This window comes from Rhodococcus sp. MEB032 (assembly GCF_030208925.1).
In the GTDB taxonomy this organism is placed as follows: domain Bacteria; phylum Actinomycetota; class Actinomycetes; order Mycobacteriales; family Mycobacteriaceae; genus Rhodococcus_F; species Rhodococcus_F qingshengii.
This window is the reverse complement of sequence record NZ_JARVSY010000006.1, coordinates 102,375-121,843: the sequence shown is the minus strand read 5'-3', so window position 1 is coordinate 121,843 and position 19,469 is coordinate 102,375. Positions and strand designations below refer to the sequence as shown.

Below are 19,469 nucleotides of genomic sequence, written 5' to 3'. Positions count from 1 at the left end.
GTGGTCCACACCGTCCGGGGCGCTGCAAAAAACAATTCCTCGAAAGTCCTTGATCAATCAGCGCTCACCCACCATACTTAACGAATCACATTCGTTTTACGTTGAACGTCGAATACCCGAGCACCGAGGAAACCCCATGCTGACGATCACCGCCCTCACCCCACCCGAGTCACCGGCCGCGACTTCGCCGTCCACGTCCACCCCTCTGCGTGTAGGTCTCGTCCAACATCGCTGGCACGAGGACCAAGACGACCTCCACGCTGAATTGAGCGAAGGCATTGCGTCCGCAGCGAAGCTGGGCGCTTCCGTGGTCTTTCTTCCGGAGCTGACGCTCAGCCGCTACCCCGCCTCCACCCCGGCCGGCGACAATCCCGGACGCGCGGCGGAAGACCTGCTCACCGGACCCACTTTCGCCTTCGCCACCAAGGCCGCCGCGGAGAACCAGGTTCTCGTTCACGCGTCGTTGTACGAGCGCAGCGACGCCGAGGACGGCCTGGGCTTCAACACCGCGATCCTGGTCTCGCCCGGGGGTGAACTTCTCGGTCGTACCCGCAAGCTCCACATTCCGGTGACGGCCGGGTACTACGAGGACACGTACTTTCGCGGCGGTCCGTCCGAGGACGCATACCCCGTTCACGAGGCACTCGGCGCCAAGTTCGGACTCCCGACATGCTGGGACGAGTGGTTTCCCGAGGTCGCACGTGCATACTCCCTCGCCGGTGCCCAGGTCCTGGTGTACCCGACGGCGATCGGCTCGGAACCCGATCACCCGAACTTCGACACCCAACCGCTGTGGCAGCAAGTGATCGTCGGAAACGGTATCGCCAACGGCACTTTCATGGTTGTCCCCAATCGCCACGGCAGTGAAGGTCTCATCACCTTCTACGGTTCGTCGTTCATCTCGGACCCGTACGGACGCATCCTCGTTCAGGCTCCGCGCGACGAATCAGCCGTCCTGGTCGCAGATCTCGATCTGCAGCACCGTGAAGACTGGCTTGCGCTGTTCCCGTTCCTGGCCACTCGCCGACCCGACACCTACTCGGCCCTGACCGCACCGGTGAACACTGCAGGAGCCAACCGATGACCTGGCGCATGCCCGCGGAAAGTGAACCGCACGAACGTACCTGGATGGCGTACCCGAGCGCCGGATACTCTCTCGGGGACACCGCGGAAGAACAGCACGAAGCGCGCTCGACGTGGGCGGCCGTCGCCCACGCCGTCGCCGAATTCGAGCCGGTCACCGTCGTCGTCGATCCCGCCGAAGTCGAAGAAGCACGAAAGTACCTGTCCGAGAAGGTCGACATCGTCGAGGCACCTCTCAACGACGCATGGATGCGCGACATCGGGCCGACGTTCGTCCTGTCCGACGAAGGCCGTCTCGGCGGAGTCGACTGGGTGTTCAACGGCTGGGGTGCACAGGATTGGGCGCAGTGGGACAAGGACTCGAAGATCGGCGCATTTGTCGTCGAACAATCCGGTGCCCAGTTGATCGACTCACCAATCGTCAACGAGGGCGGCGGTATTGCGGTCGACGGTCTCGGCACCGTCTTGGTCACCGAAACCGTCCAACTCGATCCGGGACGAAACCCCGACCTGACGAAGGCCGACATCGAGGCCGAACTCGCCCGCACCATCGGCGCCAAGCACGTGATCTGGCTTCCCCGCGGATTGACTCGCGATCAGGAGACCTACGGAACGCGCGGACACGTCGACATCGTCGCTGCCATCTCTTCCCCCGGAGTTGTACTCGTCCATGACCAACGCAATCCGGTGCACCCCGACTACGCCGTCAGCAAGACGATCATCGAGTTGTTCGAAAGCTCGACGGACGTCGGCGGTCGGCCGTGGAAGGTCATTCGGGTACCTGCGCCCGAGATCCTGCGCGACGACGAGGGATTCGTCGACTACAGCTACATCAACCATCTCGTGGTCAATCGCGGAGTGATCGCCTGCAGCTTCGACGATCCGGCCGACGCCGAAGCGGCCCGGATCCTTGCGGCCGCCTACCCCGGGCGCACCGTCGTCACCGTCGACGCCAGACCGCTGTTCGAACGTGGCGGCGGCATCCACTGCATCACCCAGCACCAGCCCGCTGAACAAGACTGACGGCCGGAATCAGCGGCGACCTCGCATGTAGTCACTCACGACCGCGGCGCCGAGGCCGTCCAGGTCCGGCGCGATGACGCGTCCACCCACACGGTGCGCCATCCGGTCGACCACCCTGGCCAGACCTGGATCCTCACCGAGGCGGAAGAACGTGACCTTGGCGCCAAGCCTGGCCACCGCGTCGAGTGCTCGAACCGTCAAACCGAGGGTTCGCGCACTCGGCGGGTAGTCGAACCTGGCTTCTCCGTCCGCTTCGAGATGAGCCGTCGGCTCACCGTCGGTGACGATCAGTACCACCGGCTGTGCGTTGGAGTGGCGTCGAAGATGCCTGGCCGCCAACAACAGTGCGTGGTGCAGGTTGGTTCCCTGGTCCCACGCGCCGTCCAAACCAGCGAGCTCCGACGGGCTCAGCACGTGCGCGTGGCGTCCGAAGGCGATCAACTGCAGCTCGTCGCTGCGAAACCGCGTGCTCACCAGATGATTGAGTGCCAGAGCGGTGCGCTTCATCGGCACCCAGCGATCTTCCATCACCATCGAGAACGACGTGTCCACCAGGAGAGCAACCGCAGCCTGACTGCGCTGTTCGGTTTCGGCCACCTCGACATCGACGACGCTCAGCCGCACCGGCATTCGGCCCGGGTCACGCAGGACGGCGTTGGTGATGGTTCTCGTGACGTCCCACGGTTCCGTGTCCCCGAATTCCCATTCGCGGGACGCTCCGGTCGGTTCACCCATCGCACCGGCCCGACGCGTATCGCGTTGACCGGTTCGTGACGACAGTTGCCCGGCGACATCGCGCAGAGCAGTCTGTCCGAGCTGTCGCATGGCTTTGGGCGACAAGCGCCATTGACCATCCGGTGCACGATCGAAGAAACCCTGTTCCTGCAAAGCCTTTTCGAGATCGGCCAGGGTGCGAGCATCAGCGGCGGCTTCGTCGCCGAGTTGCCGCGCGAGTAGCTCGGGGTCGATGTCGTCGAGCGCCGCGCCCGCGTATTGCTGCGACAGTTGATCCGCCAAGGATTCCAGCTCGGCGATGTCCTGCAGGGCACCGGTCCCCTCACCCAACCCCATTCCGTTGTCGCCGCGGAACTGTTGCGAACCTTCCCAGTCCTCACCCGGCCGAGCCGCCTGAAGGAACTGGTCGAGTTGACTCAGCTCACTCATCAGGCTCGGATCACCGAACGCCTGCTGCGCCAACGCATCCAACTCGTCACGCTGCTCCTGCGAGAGCGAGTTCCGCAATCGTTGTGCAGCCGCCGCGCGCTGCGCCAAAGAATCCAGAAGTTCCTCGACGTTGCGCGGGTTGTCCGGGAAATACTGCCCGTGCTTGTCCATGAACTCCGCGAACTGCTCCGCAGTGTCGACGCCGCGAGAGTGCGCGTCGAGCAGTTGATTCAGATCAGCCAGCATCTGGCGTATCTGCTCACGATCCTCGTCGGTGGCGCCCTCGAGTGCCTGCTTCATTCCCGAGAAGCGTTGATCGAGAACCTCACGTCCGAGCAGATCACGAATCTTCTCGTAATCCGCGCGAGCCTGTTCGCTGCGCCAGTTGTAGTCGGCCAGATCTTGCACGGCCTGAGCTGTCGACGGCGGTAACTCCTCGATCCGCATTTCGTTGAATCGTGCGTCGTCGTCGAGAGCACGTGCCAGTTCTTTGCGCTCTTCGAGCACCGCCTTGTCGAGAAGCTTGCGAACCTCGTCGAGAGTTCCGTCGAGATTGTTGCGGCGCAGCAACTCGCGTCGACGCCGGTTCGCCTGGGCGGCAAGGTCGTCGAGCCCGCGCATGTCCCGGTTGCCTCGGCGCAGGAGCTCTCGGAGGGCATGGCGCGGCGACGTGCCCGACAACACGTCGTCGCCGATTGCTGCCAGGGCCTCGCGCAGATCCACGGGAGGCGCGAGCGGATCGGGACCACCGTCGTAAGGCCCGTACCGCGGATTGTGGATCATCACTGCCCCTTACGAATACACCGAGCGGCCGCCCGGGCCTTGATCTTTGGAGATCCGGCGCGCGAGGTAAAGCCCTTCGAGGGCAAGTTCGGCACCGGCGGCACGCTCGCCGTCGGATTGCGCGCCGAGGCGTTCGGCTACTTCGTCCAGGACCTCGAGGTCCGGAAGCTCGTCGAGAAATGCCTTGGCCGTGACAGATTCACCGGTGACGATCGTGTTGCCCATCTCCACCGCAGCAACCAGCATCCCCAGGTCGATCCCGCCGAGACGCACCCGAACCGTATCGGCCGTCGCGCGACGCAGCAGGTGCTCGAGCACCTCCAGTTCCCGTCCCTCTTCACCGGATTCGAACTCGACCTTGCCGCGAAGAACCTCGACCACGGACTCGAGATCGACGGGCCGTGCAACAGGATCGGCTTCGCCGAGCACCGCTGCCCGTCGTACCGCGGCGGCACTGACGGTTTCCGCGCCGGCGACGGCAAAGCGTGCCGACACACCCGATCGCTGGTCCACCGAGGTGGATTCGCGGAGCAGGCGAGTGAATCTGGCAAGAATTTCGAGAAGGTAGTCGGGCACCTCCGCGGCCAGGTGCGCCTCCTGCTCGATCACCGCGATCTCGCCCGCCAGCTCGACGGGGTAGTGAGTGCGGATCTCGGCGCCGAAGCGGTCCTTGAGTGGTGTGATGATGCGCCCGCGGTTGGTGTAGTCCTCGGGGTTGGCGCTCGCGACCAGAAGAACGTCCAACGGAAGCCGAAGCGTGTACCCGCGGACCTGGATGTCCCGCTCTTCCATCACGTTGAGCAAAGAGACCTGGATGCGTTCGGCGAGGTCGGGGAGCTCGTTGATGGCCACGATTCCGCGATGCGCGCGAGGCACGAGGCCGAAGTGAATGGTCTCCGGATCGCCGAGGCTCCGGCCTTCGGCAACCTTGACCGGATCGACGTCGCCGATCAGGTCGGCGACCGAGGTATCCGGCGTCGCCAACTTCTCGGAGTACCGCTCGCTGCGGTGGCGCCAGGCGATCGGGAGGTCGTCGCCCAGTTCCTTGGCTCGACGTATCGAAGCCGGGGTGATCGGCTCGTACGGGTGCTCCCCCAGTTCCGAGCCTTCGATGACGGGCGTCCACTCGTCGAGCAGGAGCCCGAGAGTGCGAAGCAGCCTCGTCTTTCCCTGACCTCGTTCGCCGAGCAGAACCACGTCGTGGCCGGCGATCAGCGCCCGCTCGAGTTGCGGGGCGACCGTGTCCTCGAACCCGACTATCCCGGGCCAGGGGTCACGGCCGTCCCGCAACGCGGCGAGAAGATTCTCTCGTAGTTCTTCCTTGACACTTCGCTGTACGTGTCCGGAGGCGCGTAGCTCTCCGAGGGTTTTTGCGACAGTCACCACTCCACGCTACGAGTGTTTGCGGGGTTTCGCCTCTCGCCGAGGAAGTTCGGTCGCTCAGCCCTCGATGTTCTCGGGATTCATCCAGATGATTTCCCAGATGTGGCCGTCGGGATCCTGGAAGCTGCGGCTGTACATGAAGCCGTGATCCTGCGTCGCGTTACCTTCGGAACCGCCGGTCTCGAGCGCCTTGTCGACGAGGGCGTCGACGGCCTCACGGGTCTCGGCCGAGAGACCGAGCAGCGCTTCCGTCGACGTCGAGGTGTCGGCGATGCCCTTGGTGGTGAAGGTCTTGAAGAAGGGCTCGGCCAACAGCATCACGACGATGGTGTCACTGATGACCATCGACGACGCGTTCTCGTCGGAGAACTGCGTGTTCTTGGAGTATCCGAGGCCCTCGTAGAAGGTGGTGGCCTTGCCGAGGTCCTTGACGGGCAGGTTGAGGAAGAACATCGGCTGCGGGTTTGTCGCCGTGAAAGGTCCTTTCCGAGACTTTGCTGTGCGCCTTTATTAACCGCCGGCGGTTAATAAAGGCGCACAGTAGACCTAAACTCCACCCATGGATACCTGGGTGTTGCCAGCCATGCTCGGCCTCGGACTCGCCGCAGCGTCCGGAATGCGAACCTTCCTGCCGCTGCTGATGCTCAGCGCTGCCGTCCACTTCGAACTGTTCGGGATCACCGTCGGCGAGTCGATGCGGTGGATCGGATCGACCGGCGCGCTGGTCGCATTGGCAATCGCCGCGGTGGTCGAACTGGGTGCCGACCTCATTCCGTTCGTGGACAACGCACTATCGGTGATCGGGAACGTCACCGGACCGATTGCCGGAGTGATCGCCGCCTGGGCGGCATTCAGTCATCTCGACCCTGCGATGGCCGCGTTGGCGGGCATCATCGTCGGAGCGCCGACGGCGTTGACGTTCAGCGCCGCGCAGACCGGCACTCGCGCGGTCAGTACGGCCACTACCGGTGGGCTGGCAAATCCCGTCGTTTCCGTCATCGAGGATGTGCTGACTTTCGTCACTTCCTTGATCGCGATGATCTTGCCGCTCCTGATCATTCCCCTGCTCGCCGCGCTCTTGTGGTTCAGCTGGCGTGGCTGGCGTCGTGTCCGGAGTCTGCGCACCGCCTGACCGCACCGACCTGGTAGACAAGTCGTCATGTCCGACACCGAGATCTCGTTCCAATCCGGCGACGTCACCCTGTACGGGAGTCTTCGCCTGGCAGCCTCACCCGACTCCCCGGCGCCGGCCGCGCTGATTCTGGCCGGCAGCGGCCCCACCGATCGCAACGGCGACAGCGCCCTCCTCGAAGGCGACATCGGAACTCTGCGGTTCATCGCGGATCTTCTTGAAAAACAAGGGATTTCAAGCCTGCGTTACGACAAGCTCGGCAGTGGCGAAACCGCCCTCGGTGACTACGACATCGAGGACATCGCCGATCTCGGCTTCAACACTTTTGTCGACGCCGCCTCCGACGGACTGGACTACCTCGCCGGGCAACCCGGTGTCGATCCCGAGCGCTTGTTCGTGGTCGGACACAGCGACGGCGCCGTAGTCGCACTGGCTCTCGCCACCGCGAAGGAGGGCGCCAGAGTCAGTGCCCTCGCACTGCTCGAGCCACTGAGCGTCAGACTTCTCGATCTACTCACGACGCAGATTCACCGCCAGCTCGATGCGGTCGTCGGCGCCGGTCAGTTGCCGGTCGAACTGGCTGACGAACTGCGCGTCGCGCTCGCCGATGCCGTCGAGTCGCTGCGATCCGAGGGCACTGTTCCGGATGACCTGCCCGAGCCGCTGCAGAATGCGGGACTCGTACACGCCAATGCCAAGGCACTCGCCGAGGAAGACGCATTGGACCCGGTTGCTCTCGTGGCGGCGCTACCGGCGGGCATGCCCGTTCTCACGAGCTGCTCGGACAAGGACATCCAAGTCATTCCCGCCGATGTCGCGGCACTCGACGCCGCGCTCTCACATACAGCGCTGACTTCCGTGCGGATGCGCAACGCCAACTTCGTACTCAAGGACATCGGCGACGAACAGTCCACCGGTGCCGACTACGTCGCGCCGCTTCCGTACTCGGCAGAGTTCTCGGAGCCCTTCACAGCGTGGGTCCGTTCGTTCTCCTGATCACGTACAGACCGAACGTCCTCTTTTTCAGGTAGAAAGTTCCCTCCGCGAACCATCGCGGAGGGAATTCTGCTTTCTACGCCTGACCTGCAATGAAGACTCTTTCAATCCAGCGAACCTGGGAACAGAAGTCACCCGGAGTTTACGTTCGCGGCGCTTTTTATTGGTGCGAACCCTCGATCCGTGCTGTACGGTCATCCATTAACCAGCAACGCCACACAGAAAGGAACGGACATCATGTCGCTACACCCGCACGTCGTATCCGTACCTTCGTGGCGCAGCTGCACCGCAGACAAGCACATTTTTTCGGCCGCAATGTCGGCCAAGCACATGGGCAACAAGCGCGGTGTACCCCGAGAATGATCCCCAGTTTCACCGGATTCGTTCTCGGGCACCCAGGGCAAACGCCTCGGGTGCCTTTTCTTTTACCTTTCACACGCAGGAGCACCACATGAAACTTCGAGTCAACCAACTGTCCATCGCGCCGCCGTATGTCGATCTGCCCGGTGACCTCACCGGATACGCCGTCACCCTGGATCTTTCGCACTCCGATGCGGCCCACGAAGCCACCCTCGGCGCACTGATCAGCGAGATCCGCAGTCGCGGAGCCTCACGCGTCGTCATCACCGGCTCACCCCGCGAACTCCAGGGCACCCACAGCAGCGCCGCCTGAAAGACCCGGGCGGCCTGAATGCAGAACGGGCCCCGAACTCCCGTTGAGGAGTCGAGGCCCGCTACCGACGCAGGAGTCAGTGCGCGAAGTGGCGCGCACCGGTCAGATAGAGAGTGACACCGGCTTCCTTGGCTGCGGCAATCACTTCGTTGTCGCGAACCGAACCACCCGGCTGCACAACAGCCTTGACGCCGGCATTGAGCAGCACCTGCAGACCGTCAGGGAACGGGAAGAACGCGTCCGAAGCTGCAACCGAACCTACGACGCGGTCACCGGCTCGCTGAACAGCCAGATGCGCTGCGTCGACGCGGTTGACCTGGCCCATGCCGACGCCGACAGAGGCACCGCCGGAGGCCAGCAGGATCGCGTTGGACTTCACCGAACGGCTGGCGCGCCAAGCAAATTCGAGGTCAGCGAGAGTCTCGGCATCTGCAGCCTCACCGTTGGCGAGGGTCCAGTTGGCCGGGTTGTCGCCGTCGGCGTCCAGAACGTCGCGCTGCTGGAGCAAGGTACCGCCAGAGATCGGACGCAGTTCGATTCCGGTAGCGGTCGGAGCGGCTGCCTTCAGAACACGAATGTTCTTCTTACGCTGCAGAACCTCGACAGCTCCGTCTTCGTACGAGGGCGCGATGACGACCTCGGTGAAGATGTCGGCGATCTGCTCGGCCAGTTCGACGGTGACCTCACGGTTGGCAGCGATCACACCACCGAAAGCACTGACCGGATCGCATGCATGCGCCTTGCGGTGGGCGTCGGCGATGTCGGTGCCAATGGCGATGCCACACGGGTTGGCGTGCTTGATGATTGCGACGGCCGGATCAGTGAAGTCGTACGCTGCGCGCCACGCTGCGTCGGAGTCCGTGTAGTTGTTGTACGACATCTCCTTGCCGTGCAACTGCTCCGCCTGAGCCAAACCTGCAGGCGCAGCCGGGTTCTCGTACAGCGCGGCGTCCTGGTGCGGGTTCTCGCCGTAGCGAAGAACAGCGCTGCGGTTCCAGGTAGCACCGACCCAGGCCGGAAACAGCGAACCGTCTTCGTCAGCGGCGATCGTGCTCGTCATCCAGCTCGCAACAGCGACGTCGTACGACGCAGTGTGCTGGAACGCCTGCGCCGCAAGCACAGTGCGCTCACGCAAGGTGAATCCGCCACCGGCAACGGCAGTCAGGACGTCGGCGTAACGAGCCGGATCGACCACGACGGCAACCGACGGATGGTTCTTGGCTGCAGCACGCACCATCGACGGGCCGCCGATGTCGATCTGCTCGACACACTCGTCCGGGCTAGCGCCCGAGGCAACCGTCTCGGTGAAGGGGTACAGGTTCACGACCACCAATTCGAAGGTCGCGATGCCGAGTTCCTCGAGCTGAGCGAGGTGATCCGGCTTGCGGGTATCGGCGAGAACGCCGGCGTGGACGCGCGGATGCAGCGTCTTCACACGGCCTTCGAGGCATTCCGGGAATCCGGTCAGAGCCTCGACCGGCGTCACGGGGATTCCGGCGTCGGCGATCTTCGACGCGGTCGAACCGGTCGAGACCAACTCGACACCGGCCTCGTGCAGGCCCGTGGCCAGCTCGATCAGACCACTCTTGTCGTAGACGCTGACAAGTGCACGGCGCACAGCCTTGCGTTCACTCACTGGGGATCACGGCCTTTCGTCCATCGGAAACCACTCCGCGCGTAGCAACAGCGGCGATGACGTCCGCCAACAACCGTCGCTCCACAATTTTGATGCGTTCATGCAACGAAGACTCGGTGTCGTCGTCGTGCACCGGCACAGCTTCCTGCGCCAAGATCGGCCCGGTATCAACTCCGCCGTCGACGAGATGCACCGTGGAACCGGTGACCTTCACGCCGTACGCCAGAGCGTCGGGAACCGCGTGCGCGCCGGGAAAGGCAGGCAGCAACGCGGGATGAGTGTTGATGATTCGGCCGCCAAAACGCTCGAGAAAGCTGGGGCCGAGGATTTTCATGAAGCCAGCGCTGACCACGAGATCGGGTTCGTACTCGGCCACTGCTGCTGTCAGCGCCTCGTCCCAGGCGGCACGATTTTCGTAGGTCTTGATCGAGACCTTGAAGGACGGGATCTTCGAATCCACAGCGTGCTCGGCGGCGAGGCAGTCACGATCTACACCGACGGCAACGATCTCGGCGGGGTATCCCTCGGCATGCGAAGCGTCGATCAGCGAAGTCAGCAGGGTTCCCGCGCCGGAAGCGAGTACGACTACCCGCGCGACAGAGTCGCGAAATTGGACCCTGTCGGGCATTGTCGGCTGCGGATTGTCGGCCGAGGCAGTCAGCGCACTACTCCTGAGAACTGGAAGATGATGCGGCCGGAGTATCGGCCGCATGACAGCCTAGTCGCTGGACTCCTGCGGCTTCGAGGGCAGGTCGGTCTCCGGCTCCGCCCCGGCTGTGGGGTCCGCCTCGGGTGCCGCGACAACCTCCGCGTCGACTACTTCGATCTCGACGGTTTCCTCTGTCACTACCTGCACGGGTTCGCCTAATTCTTCGACAATTTCGGCTTCGACGACCTTGGTCACTACCACCGCAGATTCCTGGGCGAGCACTTCGTCGGCGTTTTCGTCGTCCTCGCCATCCGTTGTGGCCGCGGCCGTGATCGCAAGTTCGGGCTCGGATGCTCGAGCCGGTTCAGCCGTCGGCGGCGCAACCTCGTCCTTCATGTGTCCGCGGTGTGAGAACCACATCGCGAACAGCGCCGAGACGGTTCCGAACAATCCCAGCCACGCAAAAGTCAGAAGACCGAAGCCCCACCACAGGACCTCGACGGTGCCGAACTGCCCGAGGTCTCCCCCCGCAGCAAGGGCAAGCAGAGCCATGACGACGCCGGCACCGGCAGCTGCCGTCAGCACTGCGAGCACACTGTCCTGCCCGGCGATGCGTCGAGCGCAATCACGGCCGAGCATCACACCCACCGCAGCCGGAACGACCAACAGCACCGGCCAGATTCCGCCGGCGACGCCTTCCGGAACCGCTCCGAGAAGGGGCAAGGGTGGCAGATCTCCACCGATGTTGCCGAACACGCTGATGGAGACGTTGCCGAAATCGGCCGTCGATCCCGTCATCACCGCGGCTGCACCGACCACGAGGTTCGGCAGGTAGAGCAGCGACAACACCGTCAATCCCAGTACGCCGACAAACCCGTTGCCGCGTGCGAGTAGGTCACCGACCGTCGACCACGACACGAGTAGCGACACCACAACGGCCACGGCGCCCGCAGCCAGCAGCGCTGCCGACGCAGCCGCGGCCGGACGAACAGCGGCAGATGCCCACGGCGGAATCTCGGCGACGACGCGATCCCAGTGCGCAGCAGTAACACCGACGGACGCGGCGATCAGGTGAATCCCGGCGACCCAGCCGAAAGCGGCCAACGTGTTGGGGCTCGACAGCGGAATTGCCGCGGAGGCGTCGGCGACAACGGCGAGAGCGATTGCCGTGATAGTCAACGGTCCGGCTACCGCCGCCCCCACCAGGCGGAGGGTGTCGTCACGGGAGTCGGTGTGCACCGCAGTCGACGCGCATCGGCGTGCGACCACCCACATCATGACCGCCGTTGGAAGCAGTGGCAGTACACCGAGTTGGACGCCGCTGATAGTCGCCGGCACCTGGTGGATGACCAACCATGTAGTGGCAATGGCGCCGAAGGTTCCGGTCAGATCGCTGCTCGCCGATACCAAAGTGACCACGACGACAGCCGCGATCAGCAGCATCGTCAGGCCCGACGGTCGGAAGGCGACGGTCAGCAGCTTGCGCGCCAGGTCCGGGTTCGGTCCCGGGCGACCGCCGCCGACGCGGCCGCTGCCAGTACGACCACGTCCGGGTCGTGAGGACGTGGGACGGGACCGGGTGCCATCAATCAAAGAACTCATCCCCTCGAGGGTTTCACTCGACAGTGCGCCGCGCACTCAGGCGCGCCGTCGGGCTCACGGAATGTGGCCTCCACCCGCAGCGGGTCGGAGGCCACATTCATGTTCGTGAAACGAAGAAGTACTACTGCTGACGCTCGTCGGGGTTCTGCGAGCCGAAGACCTTGGTCTCGGCCGCGGAATCGCTGCTGCCCTGGTCAGGTTCCGCAGACGGCGTCGGCGCTTCGAAGGTAGGCGGCTCGAAGCCCGTCGGCTGCTCGGTCGAGCCAGTCTGCTGCTGGTTGTACGGCTGGCCGTAACCGCGTGGAGCGGTGAACTGATCCGACGAGTAACTCGGGTTCGGCTGACTCGCGGGCTGAGAGGTCAGCGGATAGTAAGACGACGTCGTCGCGGCCGACGAGTCGGTCTGTCCGGGATTTTGCACCGGGTTCTGCCCGTAGGGAGACGCAGTCTGGCCGTAAGGCGGCTGCGAAGCGGTCGGGTCGACGGGGGCGGCGTGCGCTCCCCCGTATCCCTGCTGCTGCGCCTGCCCGTACTGCGGATTCTGCTGGTACTGGCCCGGCTGCTGAGCCTGCTGAGGCTGGCCGTACTGAGCCTGTCCGTATCCCTGTGGCTGACCTGGCGCCTGCCCCGGCGCCTGGCCCTGGGGCTGGCCATAGCCCTGCGGCTGACCGTACTGCTGAGCTACCGGACGCGGCGCGGGAGCCTTCAGGATTCCGATCTCGAACAACAACGCGGCGACTGCGACGACGGTCTGCACGAACGAGAGGATCAGCACGATGATCAGGCCCCAACCGAGGCTGATGTCGACGTAGTCGCTGGTACCGACGGAGAAAGCGGCGAACACTAAAGCGAAGAAACCCGTGAGGGTGAGCGCTGCGGCAATGCCCGCATACGACTGCTTCGGGAGGAGCGATACGCCCGCAACCACACCGCCGGCGAAAACGAATCCGAGGCCGTAGATGCTCGATTCGAAGAAACTCGAACTGGTATCCAGGCCGCTACCGATGCCGCTGCTGCTTCCACTGATCGATGTGAAGGGCGCAAAACCGAGCAGGAAATTGATCAGGCCGAGTGCCGCGACGGCGATGAGCAGGATGAATCCGAGATTCTTGGTTCCACCGCCCGCTGCCGGCTGATTCGGTGGCCCGAAGCTGGGCCCTTGCGGCGTGAACGTCATGACTTCTCCTCGTAGACGGTCTTCGATGGTTACCAGCGTATGTGTCTCGACTTCGCACGCTAACACCGACAGGAGACAATGGGCAGATGCCCTTCACCCTCGCGCCCGGCGCCGACCACGTCGTCGAATCAGAGGTGAAGCACTCACGATTCATCGCCGCGCTTCACCGCGTAGACGACGCCGAAGCCGCCACGGAGTTCGTCGCGGAGCAGAATTCGCTGTATCCCGATGCGCGCCATCATTGTTCGGCTTTCGTGATCGGATACGAGGCGAACTCACGCGTCGAACGTGCACACGACGACGGTGAACCGGGCGGCACTGCCGGGGTGCCGATGCTTCAGGTTCTCAAGTCTCGAGATCTGGTCGATGTGATTGTTGTCGTCACGCGCTATTTCGGCGGAATCAAGCTCGGCGCCGGTGGATTGGTCCGCGCGTATTCGGGAGCGGTCTCGGTGGCTCTCGATTCGGCCGAGCTTGTGGCCAGGGAGAGAAAGGTCCTGCGCACTTTGGCGATCCGGCACTCAGAGGCCGGTCGGGTGGAAGCGGAGCTGAGAGCGCGGGGCGTCTCGGTGCTCGGAACTACGTATGGATCGAAGGCGGTGATGACGCTCGCCGCCGGTGACGCCGACGATCTCGACTCGATCGTCGCATCCATCACATCCGGTGCGGGGCAGTTGGAACCTGCCGGGTCGATGTGGGTCGATACCACTGTGCGTGGTTAAGGAGTCCGGAGACTCCCTAACCACGCACGGGGGCGAAGCCCCTTACAGGGACTGAAGAATCTCGCGAGCGAGAGCAGCGGTGGCGGACGGCGTCTTGCCGACCTTCACGCCTGCAGCTTCGAGAGCTTCCTGCTTGGCCTGAGCCGTTCCCGAGGAACCGGAGACGATGGCGCCGGCGTGGCCCATGGTCTTGCCTTCGGGAGCGGTGAAGCCTGCCACGTAGCCGACGACCGGCTTGGTGACGTTGGCCTTGATGTAATCGGCTGCACGCTCTTCCGCGTCGCCACCGATTTCACCGATCATCACGATGACCTTGGTCTCGGGATCCTTCTCGAACGCCTCGATGGCGTCGATGTGGGTGGTTCCGATGACCGGGTCGCCGCCGATGCCGATGGCGGTGGAGAAGCCGAAGTCACGGAGTTCGTACATCATCTGGTAGGTCAGGGTGCCCGACTTGGAGACCAGGCCGATGGGGCCGGTGCCTGCAATGTTGGCGGGCGTGATGCCGACGAGGGCCTCACCCGGGGTGATGATGCCGGGGCAGTTCGGTCCGATGATGCGCGTCTTCTTGCCCTTGGACTCGTTGTACGCCCAAGCGTAAGCGGAGTCCTGAACCGGGATGCCCTCGGTGATGACCACGAGGAGCGGGATCTCCGCGTCGATGGCCTCGACGATGGCGTCCTTCGAGAAGGCCGGGGGAACGAATGCGATGGAGACGTCTGCGCCGGTCTCCTTGATTGCCTCTTCGACCGTCGCGAAGACGGGGAGCTCGACAGGGGAACCGTCAGCTGCAACGTGCGAGACCGTGGTGCCGGCCTTGCGAGCGTTGACGCCGCCGACGACCTGGGTGCCGGCCTTGAGCATCAGAGCGGTGTGCTTGGTGCCCTCGCCGCCGGTGATGCCCTGGACGATGACCTTTGAATCCTTGGTGAGGAAGATTGCCATTGTTCTGTGAGTCCCTTACTTCGCTGCGTGAGCGAGTTCGGCGGCCTTGTCGGCGGCCTCGTCCATGGTTGCGACGACCGTGACCAGCGGGTGGTTGGCCTCGGCGAGGATGCGACGACCCTCTTCGACGTTGTTTCCGTCCAGGCGAACGACGAGCGGCTTGTTGGCCTCGTCACCCAGGGTCTTCAGTGCGCCGACGATGCCGTTGGCAACTGCGTCACACGCGGTGATGCCGCCGAAGACGTTGACGAACACGCTCTTGACCTGTGCATCGTTGAGGATGACATCCAGGCCGGCAGCCATGACTGCAGCGGAAGCTCCGCCGCCGATGTCGAGGAAGTTGGCGGGCTTGACGCCACCGTGGTTCTCGCCGGCGTATGCGACGACGTCCAGCGTGGACATGACCAGGCCTGCGCCGTTGCCGATGATTCCGACCTCACCGTCGAGCTTGACGTAGTTGAGGTCGTTTTCCTTGGCCTTGAGCTCGAGGGGATCGGTAGCGTCGCGATCCTCGAATGCCTCGTGGCCGGGCTGACGGAACGCTGCGTTCTCGTCGAGGGTGACCTTGCCGTCGAGGGCGAGGATCTGATCGTCAGGAGTACGAACGAGGGGGTTGACCTCGACGAGGAGTGCGTCTTCGCCGATGAAGACCTCCCACAGCTTCTGGATCGTCACGGCCGCTGCGTCGAGCACCTCTGCGGGCAGCTTTCCTGCCTCGGCGATGCTGCGCGCGAACGCGAGGTCGACGCCCTTGACTGCGTCGACGGGGATCTTGGCGAGAGCGTCGGGGTTCTCCTCGGCGGTGACCTCGATCTCGACGCCACCCTCTACCGAGCACATGGCCAGGTAGGTGCGGTTGGTGCGGTCGAGCAGGAAGGAGATGTAGTACTCCTCGGCAATGTCACTTGCCTCTGCGACCAGCAGCTTCTTGACGACATGGCCCTTGATGTCCAGGCCCAGGATTGCCTCGGCGTTTGCCACTGCGGCATCCACGTCGGGCGAGTACTTGACGCCACCGGCCTTGCCGCGGCCGCCTACCTTGACCTGTGCCTTCACCATCACGGGCTTACCGATTTCTTCGGCAATCTCGCGTGCGCCGGCGACTGTGTCTGTAACACGTCCAGCCGAAGTCGGCACTCCGTGCTTGGCGAAGAGTTCCTTCGCCTGGTATTCGAAGAGATCCATCTGCTCACCGTCTCGTCTGCGTTGTCACCCGCTCGAGGGGTAGGAGCGGGTCTGTTCTGGACTTTAACCAGTTGCCGCGTTCGGTTTGCGCCCGCATTGATGCTATGTGGCCCAAGTCACGCGCAATTGCCCGATGAGGCACGCCTCACCGATTCGGCAAGGTGGCCACACCGAATTTGTCAAGCATCAGTCTCACTGATTCTTGCGCTCGAGAACGCTGCAACGAGAAGCAACACTATGCCCGTGGCCGCTGTGATCGCACCCACCCCCACGGTTGCGTCCGATATGCGCGATGACGTGAGTGGCCACTCACCGACGTACACCAGAGCTGCCACGGCAGATCCGATCAGCAATGCCGCGCCCCGCGACGGCCGCGCGGACGCTGCGATCACAGCGGCGATCACGACGGTGACGCCGACGAGCAGTTGACCCCAGACGTCAATTCCCCACGGCCACTCCAGAACTGAGGCCGCCGTATAGGCGTCGCCCTGATAGAGGGGAAGCGCGGTTCCGATCAGGACAGCGACGGCGCCGATCCCACCGACGAGAAGCACCAGCCCTCGCGAACCGCCACCTACCGACGTGTCGACATCCTCACGCTCGGCGCTTCCCGCCAGCCAGACGAGCAGTCCCGTCGCCGCAGCGAGGAAAGCCGCGCCGCAGAGCACGAAGGCACCGGCTCCCAACCCGACGCCCGGTACGTCCGTGGCGATGACAGCCGACTGCATGACAGCGGCGACTCCCATCACGACCGTGGTCCACAACACGCCGACGGCCGGCCGCACCACCGCGGCGCGGCCCGGGGCGAACAGGCCCAGACCGGCGACCAGCAGTACAGCAGCCGCAAGCAGGACAACTCGAGACGAAAGCATGGACGGTTCGGGGATGTTCTCCGGCAACGACAGGACCGGAAGTGCCACCCCCAGGGCTGCCACTGCTGCGGTGACAACTGCGCCGATACCGGCAACGCGGTGAAGTCTGTTCACCCGCGCTTGCGCCGCCCGGGACTGAGCCACCATCGCCGCTTTCAGCGCACCCTTTGTCGTCTTCGCGGGTGCGCGAACCACACTTTCAGCGGGAATCGCATCTTTTTCACGCCTGGAAGCGAGGTAGGGAGCTGAAACGCCGATCACGGCGATGACCACGGCGGCCAGTGCCCCGACCACCGATCCCGAACCGACGCCGATCCGATCGCCGGCCGCGAACCCAGCCATCACCCTGGTTCCACTGACTGCGAGTGCGCCGAGACCGACACCGATCAGGGCGCCGCAGCCCACCGGTAGCGAGATGGACGTCAATGCCGCCGCGACCGCAACGAGTACCGCGACGCCGACCAATCCCGTACCGACGGCGGTAGCCGCCGCCGAGTCGACGAGCGGTTTGACCAGAAAGATCGGATCCTGCGAACTGAAGGAAGGACCGAACAGGGAGAGCACGAACACCACCGCGGCCAGAATCAGCAGCGCTGTCGGCCACCCACCGATCCGCCCGCCAACCGATCGCCCGTCGAATTCCGCGGCGCGAGCGCTGCCGTATCCGTCCCGCTCTGATTCACGATGGACGACCATGAAGCCGAGGACACCGGACACCACAATAAGTCCGTGGCCCGCGAGCGCGAGATAAGCGCCCGGACCCGCATCGATCGAACCCGCCGAAATCGGACGGAAAAGGTCCAAGCGGTTTGCATCGATTGCGTCGACGAACAACTGAACGTCGAGGATCGCCGCGCCGAGGGACACCGCGCCGATACCTGCCAGGAGTCCACCTGCGAAGGCGGGCCTGCGCCCCGAGGTGAGCACCGCAACCAGCGGCACGACGATCGTGCAGACGGCAGCGAAGAGAGCGGCGGAAGCAAGAGCCCCCGTCGTGTCGACCCCGCGGCCACTCCCGACTCCGACGACGGGACTGGCTGCCACTCCGACGGCACCGAGCAGTCCGATTACCGCCGCGAGTGGCGCCCCGGACTTCACTCCGGGGTCGTCGATACGCGCCTGCGACGTAGTTCCAGGTGTTGTGGACACTCGATCGACGGTAGTGCCTGAATGGACCGGTGATCCGGTTGTGACACGCGCGATCACGAAACGAGATGATTCGTCCGTTTTGCCCGGATCGACATATTCCCAGGTCAAGCTGTGAGGCACGTCACATAATCGGACAGGTTTCCGCTACGGCTTGCGCCCATCGCAATCATTTCGTTACCGTCAGTCGGTCTAAGTCACGGGCTGATCACGAACTCGAGGAGAGAACCGGCATATGCATCACCGCAGCCAGTTCACCGCTAGTAGGTTCTCGAACTCAGCTCCAGACGAGGTCACGACCACTTATCCAACGCACTCGGCCAGGCGTTACACCGAGACCAAAAGTTCTGAGATCTCTACCGATATGTTCACTCGAAATTCATCCTCCACGTCGTCAGATTCCGACTCTCACGAGTTCGTCGAGTCCGACGTGATCAGCACCCCCACTTACGCCACCTCCGCACCGACAGTCGATGTCGAATCTCCGGTTCGCCGCAGCGGTGCTCACCGACTCCCCACCCCTCCCTCCGCTCTCAAGGGCCGCGCCGCCGTTCTGGCAGTTGCAGCCGGCGCGGTTGTCGCCGCGGGCCAGGCAGTTGTCAACGACGGTTCCTCTTCTGCCGCCGACCACTCGGAAGTTGCACTCGCCAACGAGTCCTCCGCGATCGGTACCACCGCAGAACCGCAGGCCGCTCAGTTCGCTCCGGCCACCTCCACGGCAGCCACCACCGAGGCCGACGCTCCGCAGGTCCTCAACGTCGCAGCGCCGACCGACCTCTCCCAGTTCAGCAACCTGCTTGCCAAGGGCCAGCGTTTCAGTGACGAGCGCGCAGCACGCGAAGCCGCTGCCCGTCGCCCGCTGTTCGTCCTGCCGGCAGTTGGCACGTTCACGTCCAACTTCGGCACCCGCTGGGGCACCCTGCACGCCGGCGTCGACATCGCCGCCCCGATCGGGACGCCCATCGTCGCCGTCGCCGACGGCAAGGTCATCGATTCAGGTCCGGCTTCCGGGTTCGGCATGTGGGTACGCCTACAGCACGCAGACGGAACGATCACCGTCTACGGCCACATCGACACGTCCACCGTCACGGTTGGTCAGCAGGTCATGGCCGGCGACCAGATCGCCACTGTCGGCAACCGCGGCTTCTCCACCGGCCCGCACCTTCACTTCGAGGTTCATCTCGCTGGCGAGAACAAGATCGATCCCCTCCCCTGGCTCGCCTCACGCGGCATCAGCCTCGGCGTCGAGCAGGACTGATCGCAAGCCCAACGCTTCTGATGAAAAACTTCCGGCCCGC

General features: G+C 64.1%; 17 protein-coding genes. 7 read left to right on the top strand and 10 right to left on the bottom strand.

The genetic code is table 11. The features are described from left to right. Positions 1–136: 136 nt before the first annotated feature. Entirely contained in the window at positions 137–1,084 is a 948-nt protein-coding gene (locus tag QRN54_RS06635; RefSeq protein WP_054188815.1) for a nitrilase-related carbon-nitrogen hydrolase, read from the top strand. Continuing rightward, complete coding sequence (locus tag QRN54_RS06630; protein ID WP_007727577.1) at positions 1,081–2,106, top strand: agmatine deiminase family protein; 1,026 nt, start codon at positions 1,081–1,083, stop codon at positions 2,104–2,106. The genes QRN54_RS06635 and QRN54_RS06630 overlap by 4 nt, the downstream gene beginning before the upstream one ends. Before the next feature lie 9 nt (positions 2,107–2,115). Here QRN54_RS06630 and QRN54_RS06625 read toward each other — a convergent pair whose 3' ends face one another. The 3 genes from QRN54_RS06625 to QRN54_RS06615 are packed head-to-tail and all read right to left on the bottom strand — an operon-like array spanning position 2,116 to position 5,889. Beyond that, positions 2,116–4,053 (bottom strand): VWA domain-containing protein, encoded by a 1,938-nt coding sequence (locus tag QRN54_RS06625; RefSeq protein WP_058226066.1) that lies wholly within the window; start codon positions 4,051–4,053, stop codon positions 2,116–2,118. Positions 4,054–4,062: 9 nt separating this feature from the next. After that, positions 4,063–5,439, bottom strand: coding sequence for an ATP-binding protein (locus tag QRN54_RS06620; RefSeq protein ID WP_102999408.1), 1,377 nt, complete (start codon positions 5,437–5,439; stop codon positions 4,063–4,065). 54 nt (positions 5,440–5,493) lie between these two features. Continuing rightward, a complete protein-coding gene (locus QRN54_RS06615) occupies positions 5,494–5,889 on the bottom strand; it encodes a VOC family protein (RefSeq protein WP_285181774.1) in 396 nt (131 codons plus the stop codon). A 106-nt stretch (positions 5,890–5,995) separates the two neighbouring features. On the opposite strand from QRN54_RS06615, the gene QRN54_RS06610 reads away from it, so the two are divergent. From QRN54_RS06610 to QRN54_RS06600, 3 genes are all read left to right on the top strand, one after another. Then, positions 5,996–6,568, top strand: a complete 573-nt coding sequence (locus QRN54_RS06610) for a DUF4126 domain-containing protein (RefSeq protein ID WP_285181773.1) — start codon at positions 5,996–5,998, stop codon at positions 6,566–6,568. A gap of 27 nt (positions 6,569–6,595) precedes the next feature. After that, on the top strand, positions 6,596–7,564 hold the full coding sequence (locus QRN54_RS06605) for an alpha/beta hydrolase family protein (protein ID WP_285181772.1): 969 nt from the start codon (positions 6,596–6,598) through the stop codon (positions 7,562–7,564). Positions 7,565–8,015: 451 nt separating this feature from the next. After that, positions 8,016–8,237 (top strand): hypothetical protein, encoded by a 222-nt coding sequence (locus QRN54_RS06600; protein WP_003946391.1) that lies wholly within the window; start codon positions 8,016–8,018, stop codon positions 8,235–8,237. A gap of 76 nt (positions 8,238–8,313) precedes the next feature. On the opposite strand, the gene purH is transcribed toward QRN54_RS06600, so the two are convergent. The 4 genes from purH to QRN54_RS06580 form a co-directional block, all read right to left on the bottom strand. Then, positions 8,314–9,873, bottom strand: coding sequence for a bifunctional phosphoribosylaminoimidazolecarboxamide formyltransferase/IMP cyclohydrolase (purH, locus tag QRN54_RS06595; RefSeq protein WP_003946407.1), 1,560 nt, complete (start codon positions 9,871–9,873; stop codon positions 8,314–8,316). After that, the gene (gene purN / locus QRN54_RS06590) at positions 9,866–10,585 is read right to left on the bottom strand and encodes a phosphoribosylglycinamide formyltransferase (protein WP_081558239.1); all 720 of its coding nucleotides are present in this window, start codon (positions 10,583–10,585) and stop codon (positions 9,866–9,868) included. The genes purH and purN overlap by 8 nt, the downstream gene beginning before the upstream one ends. 6 nt (positions 10,586–10,591) lie before the next feature. Beyond that, a complete protein-coding gene (locus QRN54_RS06585) occupies positions 10,592–12,124 on the bottom strand; it encodes a cell division protein PerM (protein WP_285181771.1) in 1,533 nt (510 codons plus the stop codon). A gap of 121 nt (positions 12,125–12,245) precedes the next feature. Next, positions 12,246–13,301 carry a DUF5336 domain-containing protein gene (locus QRN54_RS06580; protein WP_065455345.1) on the bottom strand — a complete coding sequence of 352 codons (1,056 nt, stop codon included), beginning with the start codon at positions 13,299–13,301 and terminating at the stop codon, positions 12,246–12,248. A gap of 86 nt (positions 13,302–13,387) precedes the next feature. Here QRN54_RS06580 and QRN54_RS06575 point away from each other — a divergent pair, with 86 nt between their 5' ends. After that, complete coding sequence (locus tag QRN54_RS06575; protein WP_285181770.1) at positions 13,388–14,023, top strand: IMPACT family protein; 636 nt, start codon at positions 13,388–13,390, stop codon at positions 14,021–14,023. A 42-nt stretch (positions 14,024–14,065) separates the two neighbouring features. Here the strand turns inward: QRN54_RS06575 and sucD are convergent, their stop codons facing one another. The 3 genes from sucD to QRN54_RS06560 all read right to left on the bottom strand — a co-directional run bounded on the left by sucD (position 14,066) and on the right by QRN54_RS06560 (position 18,174). Next, positions 14,066–14,968, bottom strand: coding sequence for a succinate--CoA ligase subunit alpha (gene sucD, locus QRN54_RS06570; RefSeq protein WP_003946432.1), 903 nt, complete (start codon positions 14,966–14,968; stop codon positions 14,066–14,068). A gap of 15 nt (positions 14,969–14,983) precedes the next feature. Further along, positions 14,984–16,153, bottom strand: a complete 1,170-nt coding sequence (sucC, locus tag QRN54_RS06565) for an ADP-forming succinate--CoA ligase subunit beta (protein ID WP_003946426.1) — start codon at positions 16,151–16,153, stop codon at positions 14,984–14,986. 179 nt (positions 16,154–16,332) lie between these two features. Continuing rightward, positions 16,333–18,174 (bottom strand): hypothetical protein, encoded by a 1,842-nt coding sequence (locus QRN54_RS06560; protein ID WP_285181769.1) that lies wholly within the window; start codon positions 18,172–18,174, stop codon positions 16,333–16,335. 232 nt (positions 18,175–18,406) lie between these two features. Between QRN54_RS06560 and QRN54_RS06555 the strand changes: the two genes are divergently transcribed. Continuing rightward, positions 18,407–19,429, top strand: coding sequence for a M23 family metallopeptidase (locus QRN54_RS06555; RefSeq protein WP_054828357.1), 1,023 nt, complete (start codon positions 18,407–18,409; stop codon positions 19,427–19,429). Positions 19,430–19,469 lie beyond the last annotated feature (40 nt).

What these genes read in the sequence shown, in the direction of transcription:
- QRN54_RS06625 (WP_058226066.1), bottom strand. Translation starts at nt 4,053, where the DNA reads ATGATCCACAATCCGCGGTACGGGCCTTACGACGGTGGTCCCGATCCG.
- QRN54_RS06575 (WP_285181770.1), top strand. Translation starts at nt 13,388, where the DNA reads ATGCCCTTCACCCTCGCGCCCGGCGCCGACCACGTCGTCGAATCAGAG.
- sucD (WP_003946432.1), bottom strand. Translation starts at nt 14,968, where the DNA reads ATGGCAATCTTCCTCACCAAGGATTCAAAGGTCATCGTCCAGGGCATC.
- QRN54_RS06600 (WP_003946391.1), top strand. Translation starts at nt 8,016, where the DNA reads ATGAAACTTCGAGTCAACCAACTGTCCATCGCGCCGCCGTATGTCGAT.
- QRN54_RS06555 (WP_054828357.1), top strand. Translation starts at nt 18,407, where the DNA reads ATGCATCACCGCAGCCAGTTCACCGCTAGTAGGTTCTCGAACTCAGCT.
- QRN54_RS06605 (WP_285181772.1), top strand. Translation starts at nt 6,596, where the DNA reads ATGTCCGACACCGAGATCTCGTTCCAATCCGGCGACGTCACCCTGTAC.
- purN (WP_081558239.1), bottom strand. Translation starts at nt 10,585, where the DNA reads ATGCGGCCGATACTCCGGCCGCATCATCTTCCAGTTCTCAGGAGTAGT.
- QRN54_RS06615 (WP_285181774.1), bottom strand. Translation starts at nt 5,889, where the DNA reads ATGTTCTTCCTCAACCTGCCCGTCAAGGACCTCGGCAAGGCCACCACC.
- QRN54_RS06635 (WP_054188815.1), top strand. Translation starts at nt 137, where the DNA reads ATGCTGACGATCACCGCCCTCACCCCACCCGAGTCACCGGCCGCGACT.
- QRN54_RS06610 (WP_285181773.1), top strand. Translation starts at nt 5,996, where the DNA reads ATGGATACCTGGGTGTTGCCAGCCATGCTCGGCCTCGGACTCGCCGCA.
- QRN54_RS06630 (WP_007727577.1), top strand. Translation starts at nt 1,081, where the DNA reads ATGACCTGGCGCATGCCCGCGGAAAGTGAACCGCACGAACGTACCTGG.
- sucC (WP_003946426.1), bottom strand. Translation starts at nt 16,153, where the DNA reads ATGGATCTCTTCGAATACCAGGCGAAGGAACTCTTCGCCAAGCACGGA.
- QRN54_RS06585 (WP_285181771.1), bottom strand. Translation starts at nt 12,124, where the DNA reads ATGAGTTCTTTGATTGATGGCACCCGGTCCCGTCCCACGTCCTCACGA.
- QRN54_RS06580 (WP_065455345.1), bottom strand. Translation starts at nt 13,301, where the DNA reads ATGACGTTCACGCCGCAAGGGCCCAGCTTCGGGCCACCGAATCAGCCG.